This is a genomic window from Allobosea vaviloviae (assembly GCF_001298265.1).
In the GTDB taxonomy this organism is placed as follows: Bacteria; Pseudomonadota; Alphaproteobacteria; order Rhizobiales; family Beijerinckiaceae; genus Allobosea; species Allobosea vaviloviae_B.
This window is the reverse complement of the sequence record NZ_LGSZ01000009.1, coordinates 62869-88810: the sequence shown is the minus strand read 5'-3', so window position 1 is coordinate 88810 and position 25942 is coordinate 62869. Positions and strand designations below refer to the sequence as shown.

The 25942-nt window shown below is 64.4% G+C and carries 26 protein-coding genes, 1 tRNA gene and 2 pseudogenes; 2 read left to right on the top strand and 27 right to left on the bottom strand.

Translation table 11 applies throughout. The annotated features are described in order from the left end of the window. Positions 1-10: 10 nt before the first annotated feature. From AE618_RS00915 to AE618_RS00905, 3 genes are all read right to left on the bottom strand, one after another. Positions 11-265 carry a hypothetical protein gene (locus AE618_RS00915; RefSeq protein WP_054207174.1) on the bottom strand — a complete coding sequence of 85 codons (255 nt, stop codon included), beginning with the start codon at positions 263-265 and terminating at the stop codon, positions 11-13. Between the two features lie 138 nt (positions 266-403). After that, entirely contained in the window at positions 404-2062 is a 1659-nt protein-coding gene (locus AE618_RS00910) for a TRAP transporter large permease (protein WP_054207281.1), read from the bottom strand. Positions 2063-2214: 152 nt separating this feature from the next. Continuing rightward, on the bottom strand, positions 2215-2814 hold the full coding sequence (locus AE618_RS00905; protein WP_054207173.1) for a TRAP transporter small permease subunit: 600 nt from the start codon (positions 2812-2814) through the stop codon (positions 2215-2217). Positions 2815-3092: 278 nt separating this feature from the next. Between AE618_RS00905 and AE618_RS00900 the strand changes: the two genes are divergently transcribed. Beyond that, positions 3093-3935 carry a hypothetical protein gene (locus AE618_RS00900; protein WP_054207172.1) on the top strand — a complete coding sequence of 281 codons (843 nt, stop codon included), beginning with the start codon at positions 3093-3095 and terminating at the stop codon, positions 3933-3935. 574 nt (positions 3936-4509) lie between these two features. Continuing rightward, positions 4510-4734 (top strand): annotated as a pseudogene (locus AE618_RS00890) (transposase); the annotation flags it as partial. Positions 4735-4952: 218 nt separating this feature from the next. Here AE618_RS00890 and AE618_RS00885 read toward each other — a convergent pair. From AE618_RS00885 to AE618_RS00780, 24 genes and pseudogenes are all read right to left on the bottom strand, one after another. After that, positions 4953-5552, bottom strand: a complete 600-nt coding sequence (locus AE618_RS00885; protein ID WP_054207170.1) for a HupE/UreJ family protein — start codon at positions 5550-5552, stop codon at positions 4953-4955. Further along, complete coding sequence (locus AE618_RS00880; protein WP_248310709.1) at positions 5549-6109, bottom strand: HupE/UreJ family protein; 561 nt, start codon at positions 6107-6109, stop codon at positions 5549-5551. The genes AE618_RS00885 and AE618_RS00880 overlap by 4 nt, the downstream gene beginning before the upstream one ends. A 377-nt stretch (positions 6110-6486) precedes the next feature. Beyond that, complete coding sequence (gene hypB / locus AE618_RS00875; protein WP_054207168.1) at positions 6487-7416, bottom strand: hydrogenase nickel incorporation protein HypB; 930 nt, start codon at positions 7414-7416, stop codon at positions 6487-6489. Further along, positions 7416-7658 carry a hydrogenase/urease maturation nickel metallochaperone HypA gene (locus AE618_RS00870; protein WP_054207167.1) on the bottom strand — a complete coding sequence of 81 codons (243 nt, stop codon included), beginning with the start codon at positions 7656-7658 and terminating at the stop codon, positions 7416-7418. Before AE618_RS00870 ends, hypB begins: the two co-directional genes overlap by 1 nt. Before the next feature lie 53 nt (positions 7659-7711). After that, positions 7712-7885, bottom strand: coding sequence for a DUF6732 family protein (locus tag AE618_RS27725; protein WP_156330034.1), 174 nt, complete (start codon positions 7883-7885; stop codon positions 7712-7714). 26 nt (positions 7886-7911) lie between these two features. Further along, positions 7912-8958, bottom strand: a complete 1047-nt coding sequence (gene hypE / locus AE618_RS00865; RefSeq protein WP_197280635.1) for a hydrogenase expression/formation protein HypE — start codon at positions 8956-8958, stop codon at positions 7912-7914. After that, entirely contained in the window at positions 8955-10094 is a 1140-nt protein-coding gene (gene hypD / locus AE618_RS00860; protein ID WP_054207166.1) for a hydrogenase formation protein HypD, read from the bottom strand. Before hypD ends, hypE begins: the two co-directional genes overlap by 4 nt. Beyond that, a complete protein-coding gene (locus AE618_RS00855; RefSeq protein WP_054207165.1) occupies positions 10091-10378 on the bottom strand; it encodes a HypC/HybG/HupF family hydrogenase formation chaperone in 288 nt (95 codons plus the stop codon). Before AE618_RS00855 ends, hypD begins: the two co-directional genes overlap by 4 nt. Continuing rightward, positions 10348-12717, bottom strand: coding sequence for a carbamoyltransferase HypF (hypF, locus tag AE618_RS00850; RefSeq protein WP_248310702.1), 2370 nt, complete (start codon positions 12715-12717; stop codon positions 10348-10350). Before hypF ends, AE618_RS00855 begins: the two co-directional genes overlap by 31 nt. Beyond that, the gene (locus AE618_RS00845; protein WP_054207163.1) at positions 12714-13892 is read right to left on the bottom strand and encodes a hypothetical protein; all 1179 of its coding nucleotides are present in this window, start codon (positions 13890-13892) and stop codon (positions 12714-12716) included. Before AE618_RS00845 ends, hypF begins: the two co-directional genes overlap by 4 nt. After that, complete coding sequence (locus AE618_RS00840; RefSeq protein WP_054207162.1) at positions 13889-14761, bottom strand: NifU family protein; 873 nt, start codon at positions 14759-14761, stop codon at positions 13889-13891. Before AE618_RS00840 ends, AE618_RS00845 begins: the two co-directional genes overlap by 4 nt. A gap of 4 nt (positions 14762-14765) precedes the next feature. Beyond that, positions 14766-14987 (bottom strand): hypothetical protein, encoded by a 222-nt coding sequence (locus AE618_RS00835; RefSeq protein WP_054207161.1) that lies wholly within the window; start codon positions 14985-14987, stop codon positions 14766-14768. A gap of 13 nt (positions 14988-15000) precedes the next feature. Next, on the bottom strand, positions 15001-15186 hold the full coding sequence (locus tag AE618_RS27130; RefSeq protein ID WP_082364890.1) for a hypothetical protein: 186 nt from the start codon (positions 15184-15186) through the stop codon (positions 15001-15003). Between the two features lie 35 nt (positions 15187-15221). Then, positions 15222-16223, bottom strand: a complete 1002-nt coding sequence (locus tag AE618_RS00830; protein WP_054207160.1) for a hypothetical protein — start codon at positions 16221-16223, stop codon at positions 15222-15224. 82 nt (positions 16224-16305) lie between these two features. Further along, positions 16306-16632, bottom strand: a complete 327-nt coding sequence (locus AE618_RS00825) for a hypothetical protein (RefSeq protein WP_054207159.1) — start codon at positions 16630-16632, stop codon at positions 16306-16308. Continuing rightward, the gene (locus AE618_RS00820; protein ID WP_156330033.1) at positions 16629-17129 is read right to left on the bottom strand and encodes a hydrogenase maturation protease; all 501 of its coding nucleotides are present in this window, start codon (positions 17127-17129) and stop codon (positions 16629-16631) included. Before AE618_RS00820 ends, AE618_RS00825 begins: the two co-directional genes overlap by 4 nt. Further along, positions 17102-17416, bottom strand: coding sequence for a hypothetical protein (locus tag AE618_RS00815; RefSeq protein ID WP_054207158.1), 315 nt, complete (start codon positions 17414-17416; stop codon positions 17102-17104). Before AE618_RS00815 ends, AE618_RS00820 begins: the two co-directional genes overlap by 28 nt. A 10-nt stretch (positions 17417-17426) precedes the next feature. Further along, a complete protein-coding gene (locus AE618_RS00810) occupies positions 17427-17813 on the bottom strand; it encodes a hypothetical protein (RefSeq protein ID WP_248310701.1) in 387 nt (128 codons plus the stop codon). Between the two features lie 75 nt (positions 17814-17888). Beyond that, positions 17889-19496, bottom strand: a complete 1608-nt coding sequence (locus AE618_RS00805; RefSeq protein WP_054207157.1) for a nickel-dependent hydrogenase large subunit — start codon at positions 19494-19496, stop codon at positions 17889-17891. Positions 19497-19521: 25 nt separating this feature from the next. Next, positions 19522-20484, bottom strand: a complete 963-nt coding sequence (locus tag AE618_RS00800) for a hydrogenase (protein WP_054207156.1) — start codon at positions 20482-20484, stop codon at positions 19522-19524. 432 nt (positions 20485-20916) lie between these two features. Next, a complete protein-coding gene (locus tag AE618_RS00795; RefSeq protein ID WP_054207155.1) occupies positions 20917-22368 on the bottom strand; it encodes a sigma-54 dependent transcriptional regulator in 1452 nt (483 codons plus the stop codon). Between the two features lie 207 nt (positions 22369-22575). Continuing rightward, a pseudogene (locus AE618_RS00790) lies at positions 22576-23814 on the bottom strand (IS256 family transposase). 472 nt (positions 23815-24286) lie between these two features. Beyond that, positions 24287-24362 (bottom strand) — tRNA-Lys (locus AE618_RS00785). Positions 24363-24505: 143 nt separating this feature from the next. Further along, positions 24506-25780, bottom strand: coding sequence for a solute carrier family 23 protein (locus tag AE618_RS00780; protein WP_156330032.1), 1275 nt, complete (start codon positions 25778-25780; stop codon positions 24506-24508). Positions 25781-25942: the final 162 nt, after the last annotated feature.

The window sequence follows — 25942 nt, the reverse complement described above, 5'->3', positions numbered from 1 at the left end:
CCAGTCCCGCCTACTCCAGCGGCTCGCGCGGGCCGCGGTCGGGCGGCATGTCGTAAGGCGTTGCCGGCGGCGCTTCAGGGGGTGCGTTGGGAGGCAGCTCGGGCGGCGGCTCGGTCGGGATGCCCTGCGGTGCTTCGTCTGGCGGCATCTCGACCGGCGGCGCAGGTGGCACCTCCGTCGGCGTCAGGGGCGGCGCTTCCTGCGGCGGGTTTGGCATCGTCGGCGCGCCGCCGGCTCCGGCTGGGTCCATGGTCAGATCAGTCATACGTCGTTCCTCCGTTCGAGGATCAACGCGACAGGGTCGGCAAAGGTCCGCTGATGCGGCCACTGTCCCGTCTGCCCCAAAAAAACAAGACGCCGGCCCAAGGGCCGGCGTCTTGTGTCGTCAAAGCCGTGTGCGCCGCTACTTGAAGGTCGGCGGAGCGTTCAGGTCGAAGCCGCCCAATCCGCCGGACCCGCCCAAGCCCGGGATCTGGATCGAGTCGAACTGCTTGTCGATCGCCTTCTGATCCAGCTGAACCGCTGACGCTTTGTAGTGCATCACCATCTGCGGGAAGATCACCACCAGCGCCACCATGACGCACTGGATCACCACGAACGGCACCGCGCCCCAGTAGATCTGGGCGGTCGTCACCGGCTCCATCATATTGCCCGTCACCTTGTCGCGGTAGCGGTCCCTCGGCGCGACCGAGCGCAGGAAGAACAGCGCGAAGCCGAAGGGCGGGTGCATGAACGAGGTCTGCATGTTCACGCCGAGGATGACGCCGAACCAGATCAGGTCGATGCCGAGCTTGTCGGCCGCAGGCCCGAGCAACGGCACGATGATGAAGGCGAGCTCGAAGAAGTCGAGGAAGAAGGCGAGCAGGAACACCATCACGTTGACGACGATGAGGAAGCCGGTCGCGCCGCCGGGCAGGCCGACCAGCAGATGCTCGACCCAGACATGGCCGTTGACGCCGTAGAAGGTCAGCGAGAACACGCGCGCGCCGACCAGGATGAACAGCACGAAGGCCGAGAGCTTTGCCGTCGACTCCGTCGCCTGCTTGAGCAGGTCGAAGGTCATGCGCTTCTTGCCAAAGGCCAGCAGGATCGCGCCCGCGGCGCCCATGGCGCCGCCCTCGGTCGGCGTGGCAACGCCGATGAAGATCGTGCCCAGCACCAGGAAGATCAGCGCCAGCGGCGGCACCATCACAAACACGACCTGTTCGGCCATGCGCGACAGCAGGTTAAGCCTCAGGATCTTGTTGAGGATCGCGATCACGAAAGACGCGCCGACGGCGATCGACATCGTCAGGATGACGAAATCGGCCCCAGCCTGAACCTTCGTGAAGAGCTTCATGCAGGCATAGGCGAAGCCGAAGGAGATGATCGTGAGGACGAGCAGGGACCGCCGCCGCGTCTGGCCGTCCGCATCGCGCAGCGTCTGCGCGTCCGGCGGCAAGCCTGGAGCCCGCTTTGGATAGACCATCGTGACCAGAAAGACGTAGCCGGCGTACATCGCTGACAAGACGAGGCCGGGAATGAAAGCGCCTTCGTACATGTCGCCGACCGAACGGCCGAGCTGGTCGGCCAGCACGATCAGGACGAGCGAAGGCGGAATGATCTGCGCCAGCGTGCCCGACGCCGCGATGACGCCCGAGGCGAGGCGCCGGTCATAGCCGTAGCGCAGCATGATCGGCAGCGAGATCAACCCCATCGAGATCACCGAGGCCGCGACGACGCCCGTCGTCGCAGCGAGCAGCGCGCCCACGAAGATCACCGCATAGGCAAGGCCGCCGCGGACGGGCCCGAACAGCTGGCCGATCGTGTCCAGCAGATCTTCCGCCATGCCCGAGCGCTCGAGGATCAGGCCCATGAAGGTGAAGAACGGGATCGCCAGCAGCACGTCGTTGTTCATCGTGCCGTAGATGCGCTCCGGCAGGGCCTGCAGGAAGTTCTCCTGGAACAGCCCGAGCTCGATGCCGACGATGGCGAAGAGCAGGCCGTTGGCGGCCAGCGCGAAGGCGACGGGATAGCCGAGCAGCAGGAACAGGACGAGGGCTGCAAACATCACCGGCGCCATGTTGACGCGCAGGAAATCGCCGAGCCCGGCAGCATGGGCATCGCCAGTATGCAGGCCGAAGAAAGCGATCAGGGTCAGCGCAAGCAGGAGGCCAGCGACGCGAGGCAGGCGGGTGGTGGTCATGGCAGGTGTCCGGACGTCTCTGGAATCGCTCACGGGGCCAGTCCCTGCTGCTTGGCGACATCGAGCAGGCGATGCGCCTCGGCTTCAGCCGCGGCGGCGTGGCCACGCAGCGTCTCGTCGTCTTCGAGATGCCCGCGCATGATCGCGACCTGCTTGATGATCTCGGAGACGCCCTGGAACGCCAGCATGATGAAGCCGATGATGACGAGCCCCTTGGCCGGCCATTGCGGCAGGCCGCCGGCCGAGAGTGACTGTTCGTTGATCGCATAGGAGCGCGTGAAGAACGGCCAGGAGTGGTAGATCATCAGCAGGCAGAACGGCATCAGGAACAGCGTGTGGCCGATCAGGTCGATCCAGCGCTGCACGCTCTTGGGCAGCATGCTGTTCACGATGTCGATTCGGATGTGCTCCTTCACCTTCAGCGTCCAGGCCGCGCACATCAGGAACACGGCCCCGAACAGCATCCACTGCAGCTCGAGCCAGGCATTCGACGAGACGTTGAAGACCTTTCGGATGATGGCGTTGACGGTCGCCACGATGACCGCCAGCAGGATCAGCCAGGCGACCTTCTTGCCGATCTGTTCGTTGATCGTGTCGATGACACGGCTGACCCGGAGTAAGCCCTGCACGTCGGTGCTCCCAAATCCCTTGCTGGGCCTTGCTGGACGTCAGGCCCAATTCTTGGACTTCGGTTATATGAAGGCCATGCGCGGCACAAGCGGTCACGCCGCTCATCCCTTTGGACGAAACGAGCGACGGCTGCCGCGGGCTCGCCGACGTCGTCGACGCCCCCGCCGCCGAGCCTCCTCCGTTCGGATGACGAACGCTTCCGCCCCTGCCGCTAGCGTCGTCCACGCGCCGTTCATTCGTGAGCGTCGCTTCGGCGTCCGGAGAGGGAGCAATCGGCATGTCGGCGGTTCGGGATAAGGCGCGTGAGATCATCGATGGCGCATTGCCGTCGAGCACGACTGTCATCACGTCAAACGGCTCGACCGCGGCAAAATACGCCGAGATGACCGGACTGACCCACAAGCGCCTGACGGACAACTGGGCCGGTGGCGGCATCATGACGGGATGCAACGGCTTCACTGGCTGGTACGGCACAAAGCTGGGCTCGAAGACCTATCTGGGCGGCTTCGACCTGGAGGGCATCGTCAAGAAGGCCGGCAAGCCACAGGCCTGGGTGCTCTCGACGGCCGGCAACCGGCCACAATATGGCGACATCCTTCGCCACGCCTCGTTCCATGTCGACGTCGCGCTCGACTTCGAGGGCGAACGGCTCTGGCGAGCGGCGGGCGGGCAAGGAGGCAAGAAGGCCGGATGCGACATGATCAAGCGCGTCAAGGGTGCGACCGACTACGACCCCAAGAAGATCGTCGGGTGGATCGACATCGATCTGTATTTCGGCGAGGCCGGTGCGCAGCAGGGGATCGCGGTGCCCGACTGGATGCTCGGCTGGTGGCAAATCACCGAGGGCCAATCGATCTACTACTATTACTTCTTCCGATCAGGCATCGTGCAATTCACCTCGAATGACGCCCTGATCGGCAAGTGCCCTTATCTCGGCGACGACGTCTCCGGACGCTTCTCGATCGACATCGGACGCAACATTGTGATCGCCTGGAACGATTCCAGCTATGCCCGGGAAGGCTTCGCTCCAGCCGACGATGCGACGCCGCCGGCGCTGAAAGGACGGTTCCTCGACGGTGCGGCCCGCGCTCCCTTGCAGGCGAAGAAGATCGCCCCGTAGCCGCCACCCGTCTGCACACGGCTCGTCCGGCAGGCGTGGGCGCGAGACGCGACGAACCGCGCAAAGCCGGATCGCCTCGCATGGTCCGGTGCCGTGCCGAAGGCCCTGAAGGGCAAGGTCTGTGATTTTAAGAGGTTCCGTGGTGGGTGATGTAGGGCTCGAACCTACGACCCGCTGATTAAGAGTCAGCTGCAGACTACCGCAAGAAGCTGCACATGAAGGAGTTCAACGAGTACCTCGATCGGCACATCGCGACCATCTCACGTGCAGAGATCGCAGCCACGATCGAGACCATCTCGAAGCGCGGGATCCCGACCGCCGAGGGCACGTTGCGAACCGTCAAGTCAATGTGGAACTGGGCGTCCGAGCCGGTGCGCGAGGAGAAGTCGGGGCTCACCGTGGACCTGCTGCGGCGGGTTAAGGCTCCCGAGCGCCCCACGATCGAGGTGGGTCGCCCGAAGCAGCCGAGATGGCCCAGGTCCAGAAGCTTGCGACACCTGAGCAGCTCGGGACGCTGGTGGCGATCGCTCGCACCGGTGTCCTGGATGGCAGGATCTCAGCTGCGATCACGCTGCTCGCCTACACCACCATCGCGATCGAGGCGCTGAACGCCAAGCTGCGCCGCGCCGTGCGCGCCCGAGGCCACTTCCCGACCGACGAGGCCGCAATGAAGCTCCTCTTCCTCGTCTTGAACCGCTCGGAAAAGGAGTGGAAGATGGGGCCTCGTGAGTGGGTGATGGCCAAGGCTCAATTCGCCGTCATCTTCGGCGAGCGCTTCACAAGGGCCATGGCGGCCTGATGTTCAACCCGCCGCCCGCACACGGAAATCCTGACAGCCCCGGCTCGATCCGCCAGATCTTTCGCAGCTGACAAGCGTCGTGGACGCCATATCGCCCCGAACGGGGATCAGCCGAGGCCCGGGTGCGGTGACCGGGTGAGGCTGCGGTCAGCGCGCAGGAGCCTGTACCTGCGCCCAAGTCGATACGTCTTGGTCTCTGCGCCTCGAAGGCGGCCTCGCTATCCCGCGACCTTAGGCCCGACCCAGACGAGCATGAGCACGATACCGGCGGTTGCGGCGGGCCACGATCCGGCGGCGCGGATTCCAATGCGTTGCCACGGTCGGGTGAAGCAGGACGCCAGGCCCCCAACACAGCTCAACAGCAGCACGCCGCCGACCGCAGTTCCAGCAAGGGCCAACGACATCTCGCGATGCGGGGCGCCGTCCGGTGTGGAGTCCAGGCCGATGCCAACGCCAACAACTGTCGCCAGCGCGACGATGAAGACGAGCCCGAAGGCCCACTCAAATGCGACCATCAATCCCGCGATCAGAGCCAAGGCGAGAAAAATCGCCTGGGGAACGCCCTGACCGACCCAATATCCCGCAGCGAGGCCGAACCAAAATGCTGCGACGAAAGCAAACCAGCCGCAGCGGCTGTGCTGCGGCGCATGTTGCCCAAGCAAGAGGCCAAGCGCTGTGACCGCCAACAGCTGCGACGGGACGAACAAGAGATGCAGCATGCCGTTATAGAACACGCCGATGCCCTCGATCGGCGCGTGAGCCAGCGCCGGCTCGACGGCCGCGATGAGCGATGCAAGTGCCAAGACGAAGTGGATCATGCCACTCCCTTCAAGAGGAAGCCCACACCAACGAGTGCGATGATGCCTCCCGCGGTTCGCACGGCCGGCGCCCCCCAACTCCAACGCGTTGTGAAGCCGAATGAAATCCCGATGAGATGGAGCAGACCGGTCGCGATGACGAAACCTGCTGCATAAGCAAGCGCGTTGGCGGCGGCGGGCAGTTCGGTGCCGTGGGCGTGGCCATGGAATATTGCAAAGAGTCCGACGATCGCGGCAGCGCCGACCAGCGGCGGCCGCGCAGCCAAGGCCACCATGGCTCCGAGCAGGACGGCCGAAAACGCAATGCCGATCTCGACCGCCGGCAACGGGACCCCGATGATGCCCAGCGCTGCGCCAAAGGCCATGACCAGCGGAAACACGATCGGCAGGAGCCAGATCGCCGGCGCTCCGAGAAATGCCCCCCATAGACCGACGGCGACCATGGCCGCCACATGATCCCATCCGAACAACGGGTGCGCGAAGCCGCTCATGAAGCCGCCGGCAACGCCGACCGCTTCATGAGCTTCGGCAACAGGCGATCCGACCGACAAGGCCATGGCTGCCAACGCCGCCATTCCTGCCACCTGTCGGGTGTAAGCGCGGTTCCGCATTATTGCCCGTCCTCCTTCAGTAGCGTTGCGTTGCGCAGGCGTTCGTTGGGCTCGCAGCCTTCAATCAATCTGATCGAGCGCCCGTTCAACAAGCTCAGGAACTGGCGGCGCGCGCCAGACGCTACGACAAGAATCTAACCTCGGATTCGTCGCAATCGCCGCAGTCAAATTCTGGCTACGCTTTGTCCACGAAACCTAGAGCTAACCCTTGGCGAGAATCCACCGTTGAAATCGGCTCAGGGAAAGCGACGTTTTTGGACAATTGTGCAGAAATTCAATAATAAACGATCAGATTCAACACCAAACCAAACTACTAATACAATTCAGATTGTATTCAAATCAGATCTAAGCTGCAACAATCTCGCAAGCCAGGCGCTCAAGTTCTGTCCCGTCTTTGCTGAAACGCAGATGATCTCGGCCGTCGGATTCACGGTGCGAATGTTGCTACAACAAGCAGCCTCGTCGAAGCCGACATGCGGCGCCAGGTCCATCTTGTTGACGATCACGATCTTTACCGCGCGGAACATGTGAGGATACTTCAACGGCTTGTCCTCTCCCTCGGTGGTCGAGATCACGGCGATCTTCATCGCTTCGCCCAAATCGAACATGGCCGGGCAGACAAGGTTGCCGACATTCTCGATCAGAAGGAGGCTGCCCGGAGGCGGATTGAGCGAGCGAGTTGCTTCGGCCACCATGTCCGCCTCGAGGTGGCACCCCGCGCCGGTGTTGATCTGGATCGCGGCAGCACCGGCGGCGCGGATACGCTCGGCGTCGTTGCTGGTCATCTGGTCGCCTTCGATCACCGCGATCGTAACCTGCGCCGCCAGCGCCCGGATCGTTGCCTCAAGGAGCGCCGTCTTGCCCGCGCCCGGCGAGGACACGAAGTTCAAGGCCAGCACGCCGCGACCTTCGAACCAGCCCCGGTTGCGCTGCGCGATGGCGTCGTTCTTGGCCAGGATCGCGGTTTCCAGCGCGACGGCACCGCCATGCAGCGCAGTCCCCATGGCCTGGCTCTGATTCCCGTGGTCATGGCCATGGTCATCCGGGTGGGCATGATCATGGTCATGCGCGTGCCCGTGGTCATGATCATGCGGCAGGCCATGTGCATGGGCAAACGCATGCGCCTCAGCCGCCGAAAGCCCTACCGGGACTTCTGTCGCCGGGCCGGTGCGCAGCAGGCTGGTCTTGCCGCTGGCCATGTCGGTCATCGTCACCTGGTTCGTCGGATCGGCACAGCCGCATATTCCGCACATCACGCGTCCTCCCTAATTTCGTAGTCTTTGACTGTGAAAGTCTCACCCTCGGCCTCGACGAAGCCGAGGGTGGCGCCCGCAAGGGCGGTGCCTTCCGTCACGATGTCCCAGCAGAAGGCCAACGCCTGCCGCTCGATGCAGGCCTGCGGGCCAATTGCAACGCGCACGCCACGCACCCGGCGGCCCCGTGCGTGTTCGCCGACGATCGCGGCGATGCTGCGGGCCATGCCAAGCTCATGCATTCTGATCTGCTTTCCGTCCGTGTATGCGGACCGCGGACGCCCCCGCCAGTCGCCTATTGCCGCCGGATCTGCCGCAGAGCCGTCACCGAGGCTAGCGCCAGCGCTGCCACGGCGGCGAGTTCCCAATGGCTATGGGACGCCGGAGCGGCGTGGCCGGGATGCGCCAGTGCCACACCAGGCAAAAGGGCAAACACGGCAGCCAGTCCGCGCGTCAAATGTTTGGTCATGGTCGTTTCCTCTCTCGTTGGATTGGTCAGCAGATGCGCGGCAATTGTTCGCCGACGAGCATGTCGACGATCCGTCCGCCGCCAAAGACGGTCTTCATGACCACGGTTCCCGGATGGGCGGCCGTGGCCTGTCCGATGATGCAGGCCCCGACACCGGCCGCCGTGCCTTGCATTGCGGCCAAGGCCGCCTCGGCCTGCTCAGGCGGCACGAACAGCACCAGCGTGCCCTCGTTGGCCAGATAGAGCGGATCGAGCCCGAGGATTTCGCACACCCCCTTGACCTCGGCGCGCAGCGGCAAGTCGGTCTCGGCGATCACGACCCCGACCCCGGCGGCATCGGCGATCTCATTCAGGGCCGAGGCAAGTCCGCCACGGGTGGCATCGCGCGCGCAGCGCAGATCGGGCGCGGCGGCCAGCACCGCCTCCATCAAAAGGTTCAGAGGCCGGCAATCCGATATGACATCGGTGGTCAGCGCCATGTCACCGCGTGCGGCAAGGATGGCAGCGCCATGATCGCCGAGTACGCCATTGACGATTGCCACGTCGCCGGGCCGGACATTGCCCGCCATCAAATCGCGGCCGGGCGGGATCACGCCCACACCGGCGGTGGTGACAAAGACGCCGTCGCCCGAACCCCGGCCCACCACCTTGGTGTCGCCGGTGACGATGCGCACCCCGGCGGCCTCGGCGGCGGTCTGCATCGAGCGGGCGATGCGGCGGAGGGTGGCGATCTCGACCCCCTCCTCGATGATGAAGGCGGCTGACAGCCACAGCGGCCGCGCGCCGCCAACGGCCAAGTCGTTGACCGTGCCGCAGACCGCGATGGTGCCGATGTCCCCGCCGGGAAATTCCATCGGCGAGACGACGAAGCTGTCGGTGGTGAAGGCAAGTTGCGCGCCCGGCTCCAGCAGCGACGGATGCATCAGCCGTGCCTGATCCTCCATCCCCGGCGGCGCGAAGACCGAGGTGAACACATCCTCGATCAGATCACGCATCGCCTTGCCGCCGCCGCCATGGGCTAGCGTCACCCGGTCTGCGACGACGCGCCGGGGGGGACGCAGCCGCTCATTCACAGCGCCTCCTCCAGCCGCAGCCCGCCATACTGGAAATAGGCAGCGCAGGCCCCCTCGGAACTGACCATCAGCGCGCCCAGCGGCATTTCGGGCGTGCAACCCTTGCCGAACTGCGGGCAGGCATGCGGCTTGATCCGGCCGGTCATCACATCGCCGCAGCTGCAGCCATCGGGCTCGGCCACCATGCGCGGCCCCTTGCTGTAGCCGATTCCGAACTTGACCTCGGCATCCCAGGCGGCATAGGCGGCGCGGATGCGCACGCCGCTGGCGTCGATCTCGCCCAGGCCGCGCCATTCGAAACTGGGCCGTGGCTCATAGACCTCGGCGCAGGCGGCGATCGAGACCGGGTTGCCGTCATCCGGCACGACGCGGGAATACTGGTTTTCCACCTCCGCGCGGCCGTCGCGGATCTGTTCCAGCACCATCAGCACCGATTGCAGCAGGTCCAGCGGCTCGAACCCTGCCACCACGATCGGCTTGCCATAGTCGCGGGCGATGAAGTCATAGGGCCGCACCCCGATCACCATCGAGACATGTCCCGGCCCGACAAAGCCGTCGAGGATCATGTACGGATCGTCGAGCAGCGCCTTGATGGGCGGTGGCACGGTGATGTGGTTGCAGAACACCGAGAAATTGGTCTGCCCGTCCGCTGCCGCCTGCAGGATGGTCAGCGCGGTTGAGGGCGTGGTGGTCTCGAACCCCAGGCCGAAGAACACCACCTCGCGGTTGGGGTGGCGCCGGGCCAGTTCCAGCGCGTCGAGCGGCGAATAGACCATGCGGATGTCGGCGCCGTCGGCCTTGGCCTGGATCAGAGACTTGCGATGCCCCGGCACCCGCATCGCATCGCCGAAGGTGGTCATGATGACGCCCGGCCGTTCGGCGATCTCGACGCATTCGTCGATCCGGCTCATTGGCAGGACGCAGACCGGGCAGCCCGGCCCGTGGATGAACTCCAGCCCCGGCGGCGTCAGCTTGTCGAGACCGTAGCGAAAGATCGCATGGGTATGCCCGCCGCAGATCTCCATGATGTGGACGGGTTTTTCGCGGGTGGCACCGATCTCGTCGGTGACGCGGGCAATGGCGGCCAGCACGCCGCGCGCGGCGATGGGGTCGCGGAAATCGTCTGTGTAGTTCATGATGCCAACATCGTCTCCGAGGCCTGCATCGCCTCGATCTCGGCCTGCGCCTCGCCAAGCTGGCGCAGGACGTCAAGCGTCAGCGCCGCCTCTTCCTCGTTGATCCGGCTCATGGCAAAGCCGACATGGATCAGGGACCAGGTGCCGATCAGCGATTCGATCGGCTCGTCTTTCAAGATGCAAGCGACGTTGACCTGACGGCGGACACCCATCACCTCGACTGTCGCTAGCTTTCGGCGGGCATCGGTGATTTCTACGATCCGGCCTGGGATTCCAAGGCACATGGGGTTTCCTCCGTTTGGCTGACGGCCAGGGCCACAACGGCCTGGCCAACTGCTAGTCCCCCGTCGTTCGCGGGGGTTCGGGCGTGGCTGAGAACCGTCAGCCCGCGGGCTTCGAGTCCGTGATGGACCAGCGCGAACAATGTCGCGTTCTGGAACACGCCGCCCGACAGGGCGACGGTGTCGATGGCGGTATCTTCGGTGATGCGCTCGGCCATCCGCACGACGGCCTGCGCCAGCCCGCGGTGAAAGCGGGCCGCTATGACACCGATCGGGGTGGCTAGGATCAGATCGCCGAGCATTGCCCGCCAGACCGCCAGCGGCTCAATATAGGGAATGCCCTTGCCCCCCGTCAGCGGAATGCTGAACGGATAGGCCATGTCGTCAGGCTCTGCCATCGCGGCGGCGTCGATCGCGGCCTCGAAGCGCATCGCGGCCTCGCCCTCGTAATCCTGCGCCTCCCAGGCCAGGCCCGCGATGGCGGCGGCCGCATCGAAGAGTCGCCCGCAGGAGGTCGACACCGGCGCATTCGTGCCACGCGCGATCATCGCATCCAGAGTCGCGCGCGGCGCCGCGGAAAGCCTGCGGAAGATCTCGAGCCCGTCGAAATTCATCGCGAATTCGGCCCAGCCCATTTCCGCCATCAGATGCGCATAGGCGTTGCGCCAGGGCTCACGGATCGCCGCTGCCCCGCCGGGCAGTGCCACCGGCTTGCACGATCCGACCCGCGCATAGCGCCGATAATCGCAGATCAGAAACTCGCCGCCCCAGAGCGTGCCGTCATCGCCAAGGCCGCTGCCGTCAAGAGCGATGCCAAGGACCGGGCGCGCATCCAACGGGCGGCCGTTCTCGGCGAGACAGGCGGCGACATGGGCGTGATGGTGCTGCACAGCGATCACCGGACGACCGCCGGCCAGCGCCCGCCCGGCCTGGGTGGACAGGTATTGCGGATGCAGGTCGACCGCGATCACGCTCGGCGCATGGTCGAACAGCCGGGTGTAGAGTGCCAGGTTCCGCGCGGCGTCGGCATGGGTGGCGGCATCCTCGAGATCACCCATGTGCTGCGATAGGATCGCTTGGCCGTCCTTGACGAGGCAGAAGGTGTTCTTCAGCTCTCCGCCCATCGCCAGCACCTGCGCCGCGCGCGAAAAGCCGGGCGGCAGTGGCAGGCCAGCCGGAGCAAAGCCGCGTGCCCGGCGCAGCACGCGCATCCGGCCAAGGTCCACCCGCACCACGGAATCGTCGATGCGGTTGGCGATCTCGCGGTCGTGCAGGCAGGCAAAGTCGGCGATGGCGGACAGCCGGTCGCGGGTTTCCTGATTGCCAATACACTGAGGCTGGCCTGAAGGATTGCCGCTGGTCATCACCACGGGGCGGCCGATTCGGCGCAGGATCAGGTGATAGAACGGCGTGTAGGGCAGCATCACTCCAAGCCGGTCCAGCCCCGGCGCGATGGCCTCGGGCAGGGCGTTCGGCAACGATTTGAGGAGCACGATCGGCGCTTCTGGGCCCGACAGGGCTGCGGCCTCGGCCTCGGAAATCTGGCAGAATTCGCGAACCACGCCCAGGTCGCGGGCCATCAGCGCAAAGGCCTTGCCATTGCGCCCCTTGCGGCGGCGCAATTCGGCGACGGCGGCGGCATTGGTTGCATCGCAAGCCAGGTGCACGCCGCCCAGGCCGCGGATCGCGACGATATGGCCGTTCAGGATCATGCCGCCGGTGGCGTCGATGTCATCGAGCATCGAAAAGGCTTCGTGATTGACCGCGCCGGGGCCGAGCTTCTCGATCCAGATCTGCGGGCCGCAGCGGCCGCAGGCGATCGGTTGGGCATGAAAACGCCGGTCTGTGGGGTCGGCATATTCTCCTGCGCAGATCTCACACAGGTCAAACGGCGCCATCGTCGTCCGGGCTCGGTCATAGGGCGCCCCGGTCACGATGGAAAAGCGAGGGCCGCAATTGGTGCAATTGGTGAAGGGATAGCGGTAGCGGTGCTGGAACGGATCGCGGATCTCCGCCAGACAATCGGGGCAGGTCGCGGCATCGGGCGTCACCGAGCCGCGCATCGTACCGAGCGCCTCCGAAGCGACGATGGCAAAACCCAAAGGCGGCGCATCGTCCAGGGGCTCGACGCGCAGCTCCTCGATCCGGGCCAGCGCCGGCAGGGCGGCGTGCAGCCGGCCCGGAAAGCTGTCCAGCCCCTCGCCCCAGAGCCGGATCACCACGCCCTCGGCGGTGTTCTTCACGTCACCCGCCAGCCCCATCTCGCACGCCAGCCGCCAGACCGTGGGCCGGAAGCCCACGCCCTGGACCTGCCCGCGCACGGTCAGGCGCGCGCCGGTCATGGCGCGGATTCCCATATCAGCACGCGGTTGTTGCCGCTGTCGGCCACGGCGACCGTGCTGCCACGGACCGAGAGGCCGTAGGGCCAGCACAGGCTGTCGCGCATGGCCAGCCCCCAGCGGTTGTCGCCCTTCGAGGCGAAATCAGGCTGGCCGGTCAACCAACCGGCCTCGGCCGCAAAGCCGGCCGCGGCAAAGCCCAGCAGCCGCGAATTGGCTGTATCCCCGACAATCAGCCGGTCGCCCAGCACCCCGAGCGCATAGGGCATGTTGACCGCTAGCGACGACGGGTAATAGGCGCCCCGGTTCAGGTCGCAATCAGTCATCCTAGCTTGGCCTACGAGGGAATCGGCAAGCTGACCATTGGCTTGGGGAAAGCTGGACCAGACCATGACGCGATTGTTGCCCGCATCCGCGACCGCCAGCCCGCCGCGCCAGCCGGTGGCCATATGGGGCCAACGCATGGAACGGGCCGAGACTGGCCCACCCGCATTCTCGTCGCGGCAGGTGAAACAGTCCTGACCCAGCACCAGATCGGCGGGCTGTCCGGTTTCGACCGGATCGTTCCAGACCAGCAGGCGGCGGTTGCCGGTGTCGCAGACGACCAGCCTGCCGTCGATTTCGGACAGGCCATAGGGCCAGTGAAGCGTCTGAGGTCCCGGCGCATCCGCGCCGCGATTGGCCAGCGCCGACGCCGCATCGGCCTGACCAAGCACGATGTCGGCCGGGCTGTCCGGTCCCTCGGGCAGGCGGTGCCAGATCAGCACCCGGTGGTTCCAGGCATCCGCCACCGCCAGGCCGCCGCGAAAGGCGGTGATGCCGGTCGGCACGTTCAGCGTGGCGGCGGTCACCGACCCTTTGGCATTGCGCCCCTCGCGGCCAAAGGCGGGCTGGCCGAACAGGATATCGGCCGGCTGGTCGTCGCGGTCCGGCAGCTTGCGCCAGCCCAGCAGCCGATGGTGCCCGGTATCGGCGACCCAGAACGAGCCGTCGGGATGCAGGCAGACGCCACGCGGCCCGAACAGGCGATGCGCAGCCGGGGTAATCGGGTCGGCCAGCAGCCCGCCATCCGATCCCAAGATCACCTGCGCGCCCGAGGGGTCGAGGAGCGGGGGACCATTTGTCACCGTGCCCTCGGCCTTGACCGGCGCAAACGAGGGCGCGAGCGAAACCTTCATGGCACGATCCTGACCTGGATGTGCGAGCCGATCACCCGCACCGCATGCGCGTGCAACTGCACTTCGGGCGCGGTCAGGCATTCGCCACTTTCCAGCGCATAGCGGAAACCATGCCAAGGGCAGGTCAGGATGCCCGCCTCGACGGCACCCTCGGTCATCTCGAGCCCCATGTGCGCGCAGGCGTTGCGAAAACAGGTCACCAGATCGCCCTGCCGCGCAAAGATCACCGATTCACCGCCGACGGTCTCGAACAGCGTCGTACCATCCGGCAGCTTCGCCAGATTGAGCGCGTTGATCCAGCTGCCCCCCAGCGTCTCGGCAAAGGGCGAGGTGAAATGCACCGTGTCGGCACCACCGCCGCCCAGCCCCTTGACCTGGCGCACTTCGGTGATCTCGGGCACATGATCCTCGATCGCCTTCTTGACGCCGGCATAGAATGTGAGTTGCGAGGCCGGGCAGCCGTCGCAGGCACCCAAAAAGCGGATCTCGGCGCGGTTGCCCTCGACCGAGGCGACCTCGGCATTGCCGCCGTGGCTGGCCAGCATAGGGCGCACTGTTTCCAGCGCGGCCTCGACCCTTTCATGCAGCGACGGCTTTAGGATACCGTGCCGGCGCAGGACGGCATAGACGACTTCGTCGCGCGCCGCATCGACCAGCGCCTTGCCGAAGCCGTCTTGGGACTTCAGCGCGCTGATCATTCGCCGGAACGCTTCGGCGTTCAGCGCGTCGATTGCTGCAGCCTGCGCCCTGGCCCCAATCCGCGCCGCATCGTCCCAGCCCTCGGCCAGCGCCTCGAGCGCATTGAGATCGCCCAAGAGCCGGTCGAGGCCGGGACGATCACTGTGCTCGGGGGCGCCGCTGTCAGGCATTAGATCACGCGTACTTCACGTTCTTGAGGAGGAGAGGCTGGATCAGTCCGGTCACGCCTCCCGCAGCAAGTGCAGCCGCCCAGATGGGGGCGATTTGACCGACCCCGACGCCGACAACGATTCCCGCAATGGAACCGAGAGCGAACTGGAGGATCACCTGTCCATTGTTCTTGAACAGCTTTCCGGCGAAGAAGAGCTTCGCAGAATTCATAGCCATGGCGAACATGTGCGGCCCTCCCTCAGGTCAGCGACAGAACGACGATGGTCGCGACGACGGCCACCCCACCGGCGATTGCACCGTAAAGGCCGCCCATATAGGCGGCGAGTTCGGTTCCAAGCGCTGACTTTCCGACCGCGACACCGCCCACGGCTCCAGCAAGCGGCGCAGCGAGGCATCCTGCGGCCAATGCAGCAAGTATGATCAAGCGATGGTCTCCTTCTTCGAGCTTTTTCGGTGTGGTCAGTGCATGGCGTTGGGCGCGAACGCGCCGTGGGGAGCGAGGTGCGACGAAAGTTCGGTAATCGCCTCGGCAACCGCTTGCGCCTTGTCCTCGACCCCGCGGGCGACAAATATGCCCTTGGCCTCGCGCAGCAGGGCCACCGCCGCCGCGACGTTGCGCGGGTTTCCCGCCTCGGGGTTCGCCGGATCGTCGGGCAGGTTCGCCATGCAGTTCGCCTTGTTGGCGATGGTGTTGGCATAGGCCTCGGGCATGTCGCGAAAAGTGCGAACCTTCAGCGCCTCGTCATAGGCCTCGAGCGCGCGAAAGCCGTTCTCGACCCGGTGCGCCGAAGACACATATTGCAGCGCATTGCCGAGGTTGTTCTGGAGCATCGCATACTCGACCGGCTGGTCGATCAATGTAACGACACGCAGCGCTTCCTCGAATGCCTGAACAGCCAACGCCTCGCGCAATTTGCCCGACTCGTCGGTAAACGGCATCGACAGGAAGGCCGTGGCCAGATTGTTCTGCAGGATAGCGAATTCCTTGGGAAAGGCGGTCCGGTCAAAGGTACGCAGGGCACGCTGATAAGCGCTAATCGCAGGCTGGATCGGGGCAAGTCCCATCCCCGCCATCGTCTGGCAGATCAGCCCGAGGTTCATTTCGGCCTCGGCGATCTCGGCATCCGAGCCCTCTGCCGTCAGAGTTGCAATGGCGGTCGTCATCTCCAACCGCGCCGCCTTGATCGCCTCCGCGTCGCTGCCAGGCACCGCCATCAGCGCGGTCGAAAGCCGCGCACGAATGCGCGCGGCACCCAGAGCTTCGTTTGGCGGCACCAGAGCGATCGCCCGGCGATAAAGATCGACGGCCGCGCGCAGATCCTCAGGGTCGCGCGGGGCCTGTTGCAGGCCCATCGCAATTTCCATCAGCATCTGTGCCTTGTCGGAGTCAGATGCGTCTGCGTCCTCGACCGCCGCAAGCGCCGCGTCGACCTGTTGCTTCGTGCGGCTTGATGCGCCCAACGAGTCCTCCCTGCGCGACTCTGACGGTCGCGTTATCCCTGATCACCCTAGAGCATCAACGCTCGACCGTCTACTTTCTTTCTTACTTGTAAACTAACTTTGCTAACTCGCCGGGGATCGGAGCGCAGAGGGCGCACATCTCAGAATTCCAATGTACCGGTAAGTCGGACACCGCCATGGCGAGCAGCCCATGGGCCTGAAATACGTCGTGTGCCTGCGCGACGCGGTCGCCGGCGGCGTTGCGCTGTTTAAGCAAGCAGCCTCCGGCCGTCGCATGATGCACCGGCAGAACCATCAGCGTCTGGTCCCGGATCAGGACCACAACCGCCGCGACACCCTGCAGATAGGTCTCGACAACCGGCGCCGGCAGATAGACAGACCCGTCACGGACGGCGATGCCAATGCTCATGTCGAAGCCCAGTGTTGCAGGAGGGTCGTCACCTTGTTTGCGACAAGCTCGACTGCCGTGGAGACTGTGGGGCTGAGAGACAAGCCAAGCGCGAGTGTCTCTGCCTCGATCAGGAAGACCGTTACGTGCGCGGGAAACGCATCGCCATAGATGCGCTGCCCGGCATAGATCGCGTTGTCCCAGCGAAATTCGTGCAGGCCTGCTCCGCGCGCCGGTGGTGCTGCAAGAACTTCGCCCGGTACTTCGTAGACCGAACCTGGTGTTCCCGTGGGAACCCGAGCGTCCACAATCAGCAGATGGGTGGCGCCCCGCGCTTTGTAAATTACGGCCATACCGTCGGTGCCAACGTCAAACAGGCGAACAGACGCTGGCAACTGGCGGTTGCGAAGCAACTCGATCACCGCAGGGCCCGCCCCATCATCGCTGCGGTTCGGATTTCCGCAGCCCAGGACGACGATTTGCTGTCCGATCAAATCCGCCACAACCTGCAGGACCATGCGGGCTCGACCGGAAGCATCAGTTCGGGAAGATCGCAGCATCTGGCGTGGACTTTGTAATACATGCAGGTCTCGCAGGGTTGCGGCATGCCCTCAGCTTCAATCGTGTGGTCGGTAAAGCCGGCAATGATCAGCTTCTTGTCGAGGTCGTCGCCGGCTTCGAGCTGAAGCCGGTTGACGATGGCATTGACCTCTTCGCTTGTTTCGGCCCGTGGCCAGACTTCGGTCTGCAGCCCCGCCGAGAGGCGGTCGGCGATTGAGCGACGCAAGGCATCCATGTCCATCATGGGTGGACCTTCATATGCGCCAGAGCCTGCACCACCAGTCCGGCTTGGCAGGCAAGTTGAGTTCAGGCAGATCGCACCAGCGCCGGTGTACCAGATAGTACATGCACTCCTGACAGCGCATCCGGTCTGGTCCGTAAGGCTCCAGAAGCCAGCCCGAGATCACCAGTTTCTGGCGCAGATCGTCCGCGCTCAGCGGCCGCAGGATGTCCAGTAGTTTCCCGAACTCGCGGTCGGTTTCAGGGAACGGGCTGACCTCGGTCACAAGCCCATCCTCAAAGATATCCTCGATCATGCGAAGCAACATATCATGGTCCGCATCAGCCGGAGAAAGGCCGTAGCGGTCCGTGAAGTATTTCGTATCCCGTGCCGTAGCGACGGCATCTTTGTTTTGGCTCATGACGGCCTCCCCACCGGTGTGCGTTTCTCCCGAAGCAATTCCGCTGTAAGGCGAGATTGCTTCGGGGGAGATGGGTCAGGCGGTCCGGAAGCGGGCCATCTCCTCGCCGGTGTCGCCGTCATGCGCATGCACGGTGCAGACGAGGCAGCTGTCATAGGACCGGCAAACGTGGCCGACCTCGACCGGATCATGCTTGTTCTTGATCGGGGTTCCGAGCAAGGCCTCTTCGATCGGGCCGCGCTGGCCGTCGGCGGAACGCGGACCAACGTTCCAGGTCGTCGGTGCGATGATCTGGTAGTTCGCGATCTTGCCGTTCTTGACTTCGATCCAGTGGCACAGAGCGCCACGGATCGCTTCGGTGGCACCCCACCCCTTGCCGTCCCGTTCAGTCGGCTTGATGTACCACTCGTCGTTCAGGCGGAACTCGCGCAGGATACGCTCCGCCTCGCGATAGAGGATGCACAATTCGTGCATCCGCGCGAAGTGTCGCAGCATGATCGAGGCACCGCCCATCTTGCGGTACATGTCGAGCACGAGACCATCTGAATGCTGGAATGCCTGCCCGGTCGTGTTTCCAGCGATCAGACGCCGTGCCAGCGGACCGGCCTCCATCGCGCCGCTCTCGGCGTGCCGCACGGCGGTACCCCAGGAGTATTTTCCATTCGTATCGACGGTATTTTTGGCGATCGGCTTGGTGGTACGGTCGAAAGGATGAACGGCGCTCTTGCCTTCGTCATACCAGGCATGGGTCGTATCTTCGCGGGTGAAGATGTGCTCCATCGGGCCGAAGCTGTCGGTGGCACCGTCATAGGTACCGGCCTTCATGATCACCGCACCTGAGCGGCTGTCTATTGTCGGCTTGTTGTACTTGTCTTCATGCGGCAGGTAGCCCCAAGTCACGAACCTGCCGTGGCCCTTGCCATAGTGTTGCAGCCCGATCTCCTTCGACATGCGCCAGAACAGGCCCAAGTCCGAATTGGCATGTTTCGGGCTTTCGTCCAGCCAGGCCTCGAACTGCTCGAGGGTCTGGATCTGTTCGTAGCGCTCCATCGAACAGCCGAGCCAGAGCGGTTCGATCCAGTTCTGGCGGAAATGCTCGAGAATCGCCCAGGCGCGCGTCACGTCGGTCAGGGTGGGGGCACACATCACGCCGCCCGGCACCATGAAGGAGGAATGCGGCCACTGACCGCCCAAGAGCGCGTAGATCTCAACCGGACGGCCCGAGATCGTCACGCCAGCCTCATAGGAGGTGCCGGTGAAGGGCGAATAGCGCTTGACAGCTTCTTCGTAGAACGGGCTCGCCGCATAGTTGGCGTTGGTGTAGTCGATCATGAAGAGTCCGTAGTGGTGGCGCGGCAGCGATTGCAGCGACTCCACGATCTGGCCGAGGTTACGTGCAAGGATCGCGTTACGCGGCACGGTCGTGCCCCAGGCGGTGTCAAGCGCCCAGGCGGCGCAGGTCAGGTGCGAGGCGCCGCAGATGCCGCAAGCGCGCGGTGTCACCACGAGCCCGGCCTGCGGATCCTTGTCCTTCAGGATCACCTCGAAGCCGCGGAACAGTTCCGCATGCGTCCAAGCATTGGTCACCACACCGTCCTGGATATCAACGCGCACGTCGAGATCGCCTTCGACGCGGCCGACCGGAGAGATGTCGAGAGTCTCGACGCTGGATAGAGCTGTCATTTTCTTGGTTCCTCCCTGAACGGATTTAAACGACGAAGATGTCTTCTTCCGCCCAAGCTGGGGCCATGCCCTTGGCGGCGGCGGTCAGCTTGATGTATCCGACCTTGTCGACGCCCGTAGGCATGTCCTTGGGCACACCCATTACCGTCTGGGTCTTGAAGACGGTGCCAGGGCTGAGATCGAAGAAGGGGAACTCAGGTTCCGTGCAGCCGAGGCAAGGCATGCCGGCCCGTGTCTTCGACGAGTGGCGGTTCCAGAGGATGCGATTGCAGGGGCTGTGCGTCATCGGGCCGCGGCAGCCCAGATCGTAGAACAGGCAGCCCTTGCGCTGCCCGAAGGCTGTGGTCGAGACCTTGTAGGCGAAATGCATGTTGCGGGTGCAACCGGTCTGCGTGAAGGACGAGAAGAACGTCTTCGGCCGGTGGAACTCGTCAAGGGTCAGATCGCCCGCACGCCCCGTTGCGACCGCAACCAGAATCTGCGTGACCCAGTCGGGATGCGCGGGGCAACCCGGGATGTTGATGACCGGAAGGCCCGACTTCGCCTTGAAGTCCGTGCCGAGCGAGCCGCCTTTGGCACGCTTGAGGAATTGCAGGCCGACGCTTTCGGACGGGTTCGGCGCCATCGCTGGGATGCCGCCATAGGTGGCGCAGTCACCGATCGCGACGACGAAATCCGCCGCTGCCGACAGTTCCTTGACCCACTCCTTCATCGGGCGGCCGCAGAAGCGGTTCCACTCGCCGGTGCCATTGGGCGCGTTTACGACGGTGCCCTCGAACACGAAGATGTCGAGCTTGATCTCGCCCGAAATGCACTTCTTCAGGATGGTCTTGACGTCTTCGCCAAGCTCCAGTCCAAGCGACGGCTGCCACAAGATGTTGATGCCGAAGTCGGTCACAAGGTCACACGCGCTCGGTTCCTCGGCATTGAGGAACGACATCGTGTTCCCCGAGCACGCACCACCTTGCAGCCAAAGCAGATTGGCCATTTTCTTCCTCCCTCTCGTTGAGCTGCCTTGGCCCCCCAGCCAAGGTTAGCGACCCGGTCTACCCTTTTGAGAGTCGATCCTAAGACGGGCAGGATATCGGCCATGGTGCGCAAATCGAAATCAACTTGCGCCCTGGAACAGCGAAATCGATGAAACAAATTGCATACTGCAAACTTAGTTTGCCACCCAACGGCTGGTTCAGCCGCGGCCGCCGCCGGATGGGCAGCGCGCTTCTCCAAATGACTCTACCAGAACCCGCCGCAATCGTCGGACCAGCGTCCCTTCGGGATCATCGCGACGGGTCCAAGTGTCTCGGACAATGGGGCACGCCTCGGTTTCTGAGTGGAGCCTGCGATTTCGGCCAACGCTTGCTTGGACCCGGAAAGGCAAAGACACTGAGCCGGGAGAGGCCATCCGGATCGCTTTCCTCGGTCAGGCCCGTCGCTTCCGCTGGATATCGTAACGCTTGATCTTGTTGGCGAGTCCTACGCGCGACAACCCCAGGTCGGCGGCAACCTTGCTCTGGTTCCATTGGTAGGTGTCGAGAGCGCGCTCGACCACTGACCGCTCCACTCGCTCGACGATATCCTTGAGGCTCCCTTCTGAAGTCAGTGCCGGCAACTTGTCGCGATCGTACACCGGAGTCTTGGAGATTTTGTCGGAGAGGTGCCGGATGGCGATGTAGCCGCCCTGCTCGGCTACCGCGACCATGCGCTGAACTTCGGTCTCGAGTTCGCGGACGTTGCCGGGAAAGGGATAGGCCTCCAGCCGCTGCAAGGCGTCCGCCGTGATCCCCAGCACATGCCGGCCGACGACACCGGCATATTTCTCGACGAAGAAGCGCGTCAGTGCGGGGATGTCTTCGGGGCGTTCGGCCAGCGATGGAACATTCAATTGGAAGCCTCGCAGACGGTAGTAGAGGTCGCGCCGGAAGCTGCCCTTCTCGACCAACCGTTCCAACCGCTTGTTCGACGCCGCGATGATGCGGACATCGCTGTGCAGCATGGTATCCGAACCCAGGGGCTTCACCTCGCCCTCCTGCAGGAAGCGCAGTAGCGCAATCTGAAACTGGGGCGATATGTCGGACACCTCGTCGAGCAGGATGGTGCCGCCATCGGCCGCACGAAACAGCCCGAGTCGGTCCGAGATTGCGCCGGGAAAGGCCCCGCGGACATGCCCGAAAAGTTCGGAATGCAGCACGTTCTCGGCGATGCCGCCGCAGTTCTGTACCAGCATCGCCGACTTGCGCCGCGGGGAGTTGAAGTGGATCGCGCGGGCTAACAGCTCCTTGCCCGTGCCGGTCTCGCCCTGGATCAGCACCGGCATGTTGGTCTTGGCCGCCATCTGTGCCTCGGAGACCAGTTCGGCCATCTTCGGGCTGAGGAACACCAGCCGCTCGAACTGCGAATAGCCACCCTGGACAAAGCTCTCCTTCACGCCGTGGAAGATGTCGTCGTCGAGTGACAACTTCAGCTCGCGACTCAGGATACGGTGACGCCGCGACAGTTCGGCATGTTCAAGCGCCCGCTTCGCAACAAGGCTGAGCTGCATCGCCTCTACCGGCTTGAACAGAAACAGGTACGAAGCCGTCCGGTTCGCCAGTTCGTGGCCGGATCTGACCTTTTCGTGGTCAAGAAGGAGGATTCGCGTACAGGAGGTATGCGCCAAGCGTGACCGCAACAGCGCGCTTTCGTCCTCGGGAACTTCGTCGCAGCAGTCATAAAGAAAGAGGTTCACGTTCACTTCTTCAAGCCTGCGGATCGCTGACCTGTCGTCCTCGCTGAAAATGAGACGGTATCCGTCGGCCTCGCTGAGCGCGCGCGAGACCCCCTCAAGAACGGCGACGTCGGTAGACTTCACAAGAACCGTCTGAAATGTGGCCAAACCGGTTCTCCGTCGCAAAACTGCAAAGCAACTTTACGTTCTGTCCGCAGACTTCTCAAGCCCGGCCGCAAAACAGCCCCCGATTCTCATTGGTTGAGCGGTCTGCGATGAACGCCAGCGATGAACGGTATCGGGTGGTATCGGTCGTGTCCCTGATGGTGGTGTAGCTCCCGAGGGCCACCACGATGCCGGCGTTGGCCGGGCTGGTCAGGCGGCCACGGCTGGCAGGCTGACGATGGGATCATCGCTGATCGGCGCGATGCTTTCCAGCGTGATGTAGCGGGCGCGCTGGACGGCCCATTCGTCGTTCTGTTCGAGCAGGATGGCGCCGACGAGCCTGGTGATGGCGGCCTCGTTTGGGAAGATGCCGACGACCTCAGTCCTGCGCTTGATCTCGCCGTTGAGGCGTTCCAGCGGGTTCGTGCTGTGCAGCTTGGCGCGGTGCTGCGTCGGGAAGGTCATGTAAGCCAGCACGTCGATTTCGGCCGTGTCCATCAGGGCGGCGAGCTTGGGGACGGTCGGCCTGAGCTGATCGGCGACCCTGCGCCATTGCCGGCTGGCCGCAGCGGCGTCATCCTGGGCGAATGCTGTGGCGATGAAAGCCGAGACGGCGCGCCGCCCGGAGCGGCCGGCATGTGCGAGCGCGTTTCTCATGAAGTGAACCCGGCAGCGCTGCCAGGTCGCGGTGAGGACCTTCGAGACGGCCGCCTTGATGCCTTCAAGGCTGTCGGAGACGACGAGCCTCACCCCGCGCAGGCCGCGCCGCGCCAGCTTGCGCAGGAACGCGGTCCAGAAGGTCTTGGCTTCGGAAGGGCCGATATCCATGCCCAGAACCTCGCGTCGGCCGTCGCTGCTGACGCCGACGGCGACGATCACCGCCACCGAGACGATCCGGCCGGCCTGGCGCACCTTCACATAGGTTGCGTCGATCCAGAGATAGGGCCAGTCGCCCTCGATGGGACGATCCAGAAAGGCTTGGACCCGTTCGTCGATCTCCCCATGCCCGACAGGCAAATGCCCCGCATTTGCCGAAAGGGTCGCACAGCCGGCTGACCTGGCTCTTGGAGATGCCGCTCATGCCCATCGCCTTGACCAGGTCGTCGACCGAGCGGGTCGAGATGCCCTGGATGTAGGCCTCCTGAATCACGGCGGTGAGCGCCTTCTCGGCCATGCGGCGCGGCTCGAGGAAACCCGGGAAGTAGCTGCCCTTCCTCAGCTCGGGGATGCGCAGCTCCACCGTGCCGGCGCGCGTCTCCCAGTCTCGCTCGCGATAGCCGTTGCGCTGCGCCAGGCGCTCCGGGCTCTTCTCGCCAAAGCCGGCGCCGGTCAGGCCGCCGACTTCCAGCTCCATCAGACGTTGCGCGGCAAAACCGATCATCTCGCGCAGAAGATCGGCGTCAGGGCTCTTCTCCAGCAGCCCGCGCGGTTCATCATCTCGTCGGTCATCGGGGATCTCTCGGTTCACGGTTGGCGTTCGCAACCCAAACCTAACCGGCAATCGCCGATGACCACCCGCAGCTACACCACGCTATGGGACACGACCATTGTCGGCAAGCCATCGCGATTGACTGCCTCGTGCGTGACGCCAAATGCGCGCCTGCTCTAGCACCTTGGCAGGTTGGTCATTAGCGGGGCGCGGTCGCTCGACATCCCCTACACATCCCATGCGCTGCGGACATGCTTCGCAGGCGCCGGAGGACTGCCTTTGAGATTCGTGGCTGGAGATCAAGGACGAGACGCTGCAGCTTATCTAGGGGAGCTGCGGTCGAAAGCCGCGTTTGGAGCAGGATAAGGCCGTTTCGGCCCGGATCGGCGCCTACACGCTCCGACAAATCTGAGCATCTGTGACCTGGAGCCAATGTGACCCAGGATCGGCAAATTGCCGACTCCCGTAAGCGCCTGATTTATTGGAGTTCCGTGGTGGGTGATGTAGGGCTCGAACCTACGACCCGCTGATTAAGAGTCAGCTGCTCTACCAACTGAGCTAATCACCCATACGCCACGAAGCGCAAGCCATTCGGCGGCCAAGGCCGCGTCAGGCAGGCCGGCGATGTAGCAAAGCCCCCCGGCCCTGTCCACCCACCTGTGACAGAAATATGTGCGGCCCGCCGAAATCAGCGCGGCGGGCCCTGCGCCGTCAGGCGGTCTTGCGGTTCAGGAGGTGATAAAGCGCGATTGCGCCGAAGGTCGCGGTGCCAATGCCGCCGAGCTCGAAGCCGAACAGCGGCAGCTTGAGGTCGCCGGCGCCCAGGATCAGCGCGGTCGCGACGGTCAGAAGATTCTTCGGCTCGGAGAAATCGACCTTGTTCTCGACCCAGATTCGGCCCGCCGTCGCGGCGATCAGCCCGAACACCACGACGGCGAGCCCGCCGAGCACGGCGACGGGAATCGTGCCGATCACCGCCCCGAACTTCGGCGAGAAGCCGAGCACCAGCGCGATGATGCCGGCTGCGACGAAGACCAGCGTCGAATACACCCGCGTCACCGCCATCACGCCCATGTTCTCGGCATAAGTTGTGACGCCGGTGCCGCCGCCCGACCCCGCGATCATGGTGGCGACGCCGTCGGCCATGAAGCCGCGGCCGATCAGATGATCGAGATTGCGCCCGGTCATCACGGCGATTCCCTTGATGTGCCCGAGATTCTCCGCGACCAGGATGATCGCGACCGGCGCGATCAGCGCCATTGCCTTGGCGTCGAACACCGGCGCGACGAAATTCGGCAGCCCGAACCAGGCAGCCGCGCCAATGCGCCCGAAATCGACAGCGGGCGCGCCGAAGCTCGGTGCCGTTGCGGCATAGACGACATAGGCCACGAGCCCGCCGATCAGGATCGGTAGCCGCTGCGCCAGGCCACGGCCATAGACGGCGACCAGCGCCACCGCGACGACGGTGAACAGCGCGATCCATTTGGTGTAGGCGCTGGCCGAGATCATGCCCATCGCGACAGCGGTCAGGTTGAGACCGATCGCAGCCACGACCGCGCCGGTGACCACCGGGGGCAGCAGCTTCTCGATCCAGGCCGTGCCGACCGCCTGCACCACAAGGCCGATCGCGGCATAAAGCGCGCCGCAGGCGATGATGCCGCCGAGCGCGACCCCGATATTGGCGTTGGGGCCGGACCCCGCATAGCCGGTCGCCGCGATCACGACGCCAATGAAGGCGAAGGACGAACCGAGATAGCTCGGCAACTGCCCGCGCGTGACGATGAAGAACAGCAGCGTCGCGACGCCCGAGAAGAAGATCGCGACATTGGGATCGAACCCCATGAGGATCGGCGCCAAAGCGGTCGCGCCGAACATGGCGACGACATGCTGCAGGCCGGCGATGAAGGTCTGCGCGACCGGCAGACGCTCGTCGGGCATGACGGCGCCGGAGGTCTTCAGGGTCCAGTTCGGAAAATAGCCTGCCATCGCCGTCGCTCCCGCCATGCTTTGCGCGCCGCGAGGGCGGCCGCTGATATGGGCAGGATGAAGGCAAGTCGCGCGCCCGCGCCAGACGGGCGCGGGGTCATCCACTGGAATCAGAGTGTATGTGCCGGAAACGCGCCGTCATCCCGGGCGAAGCGTAGAGAC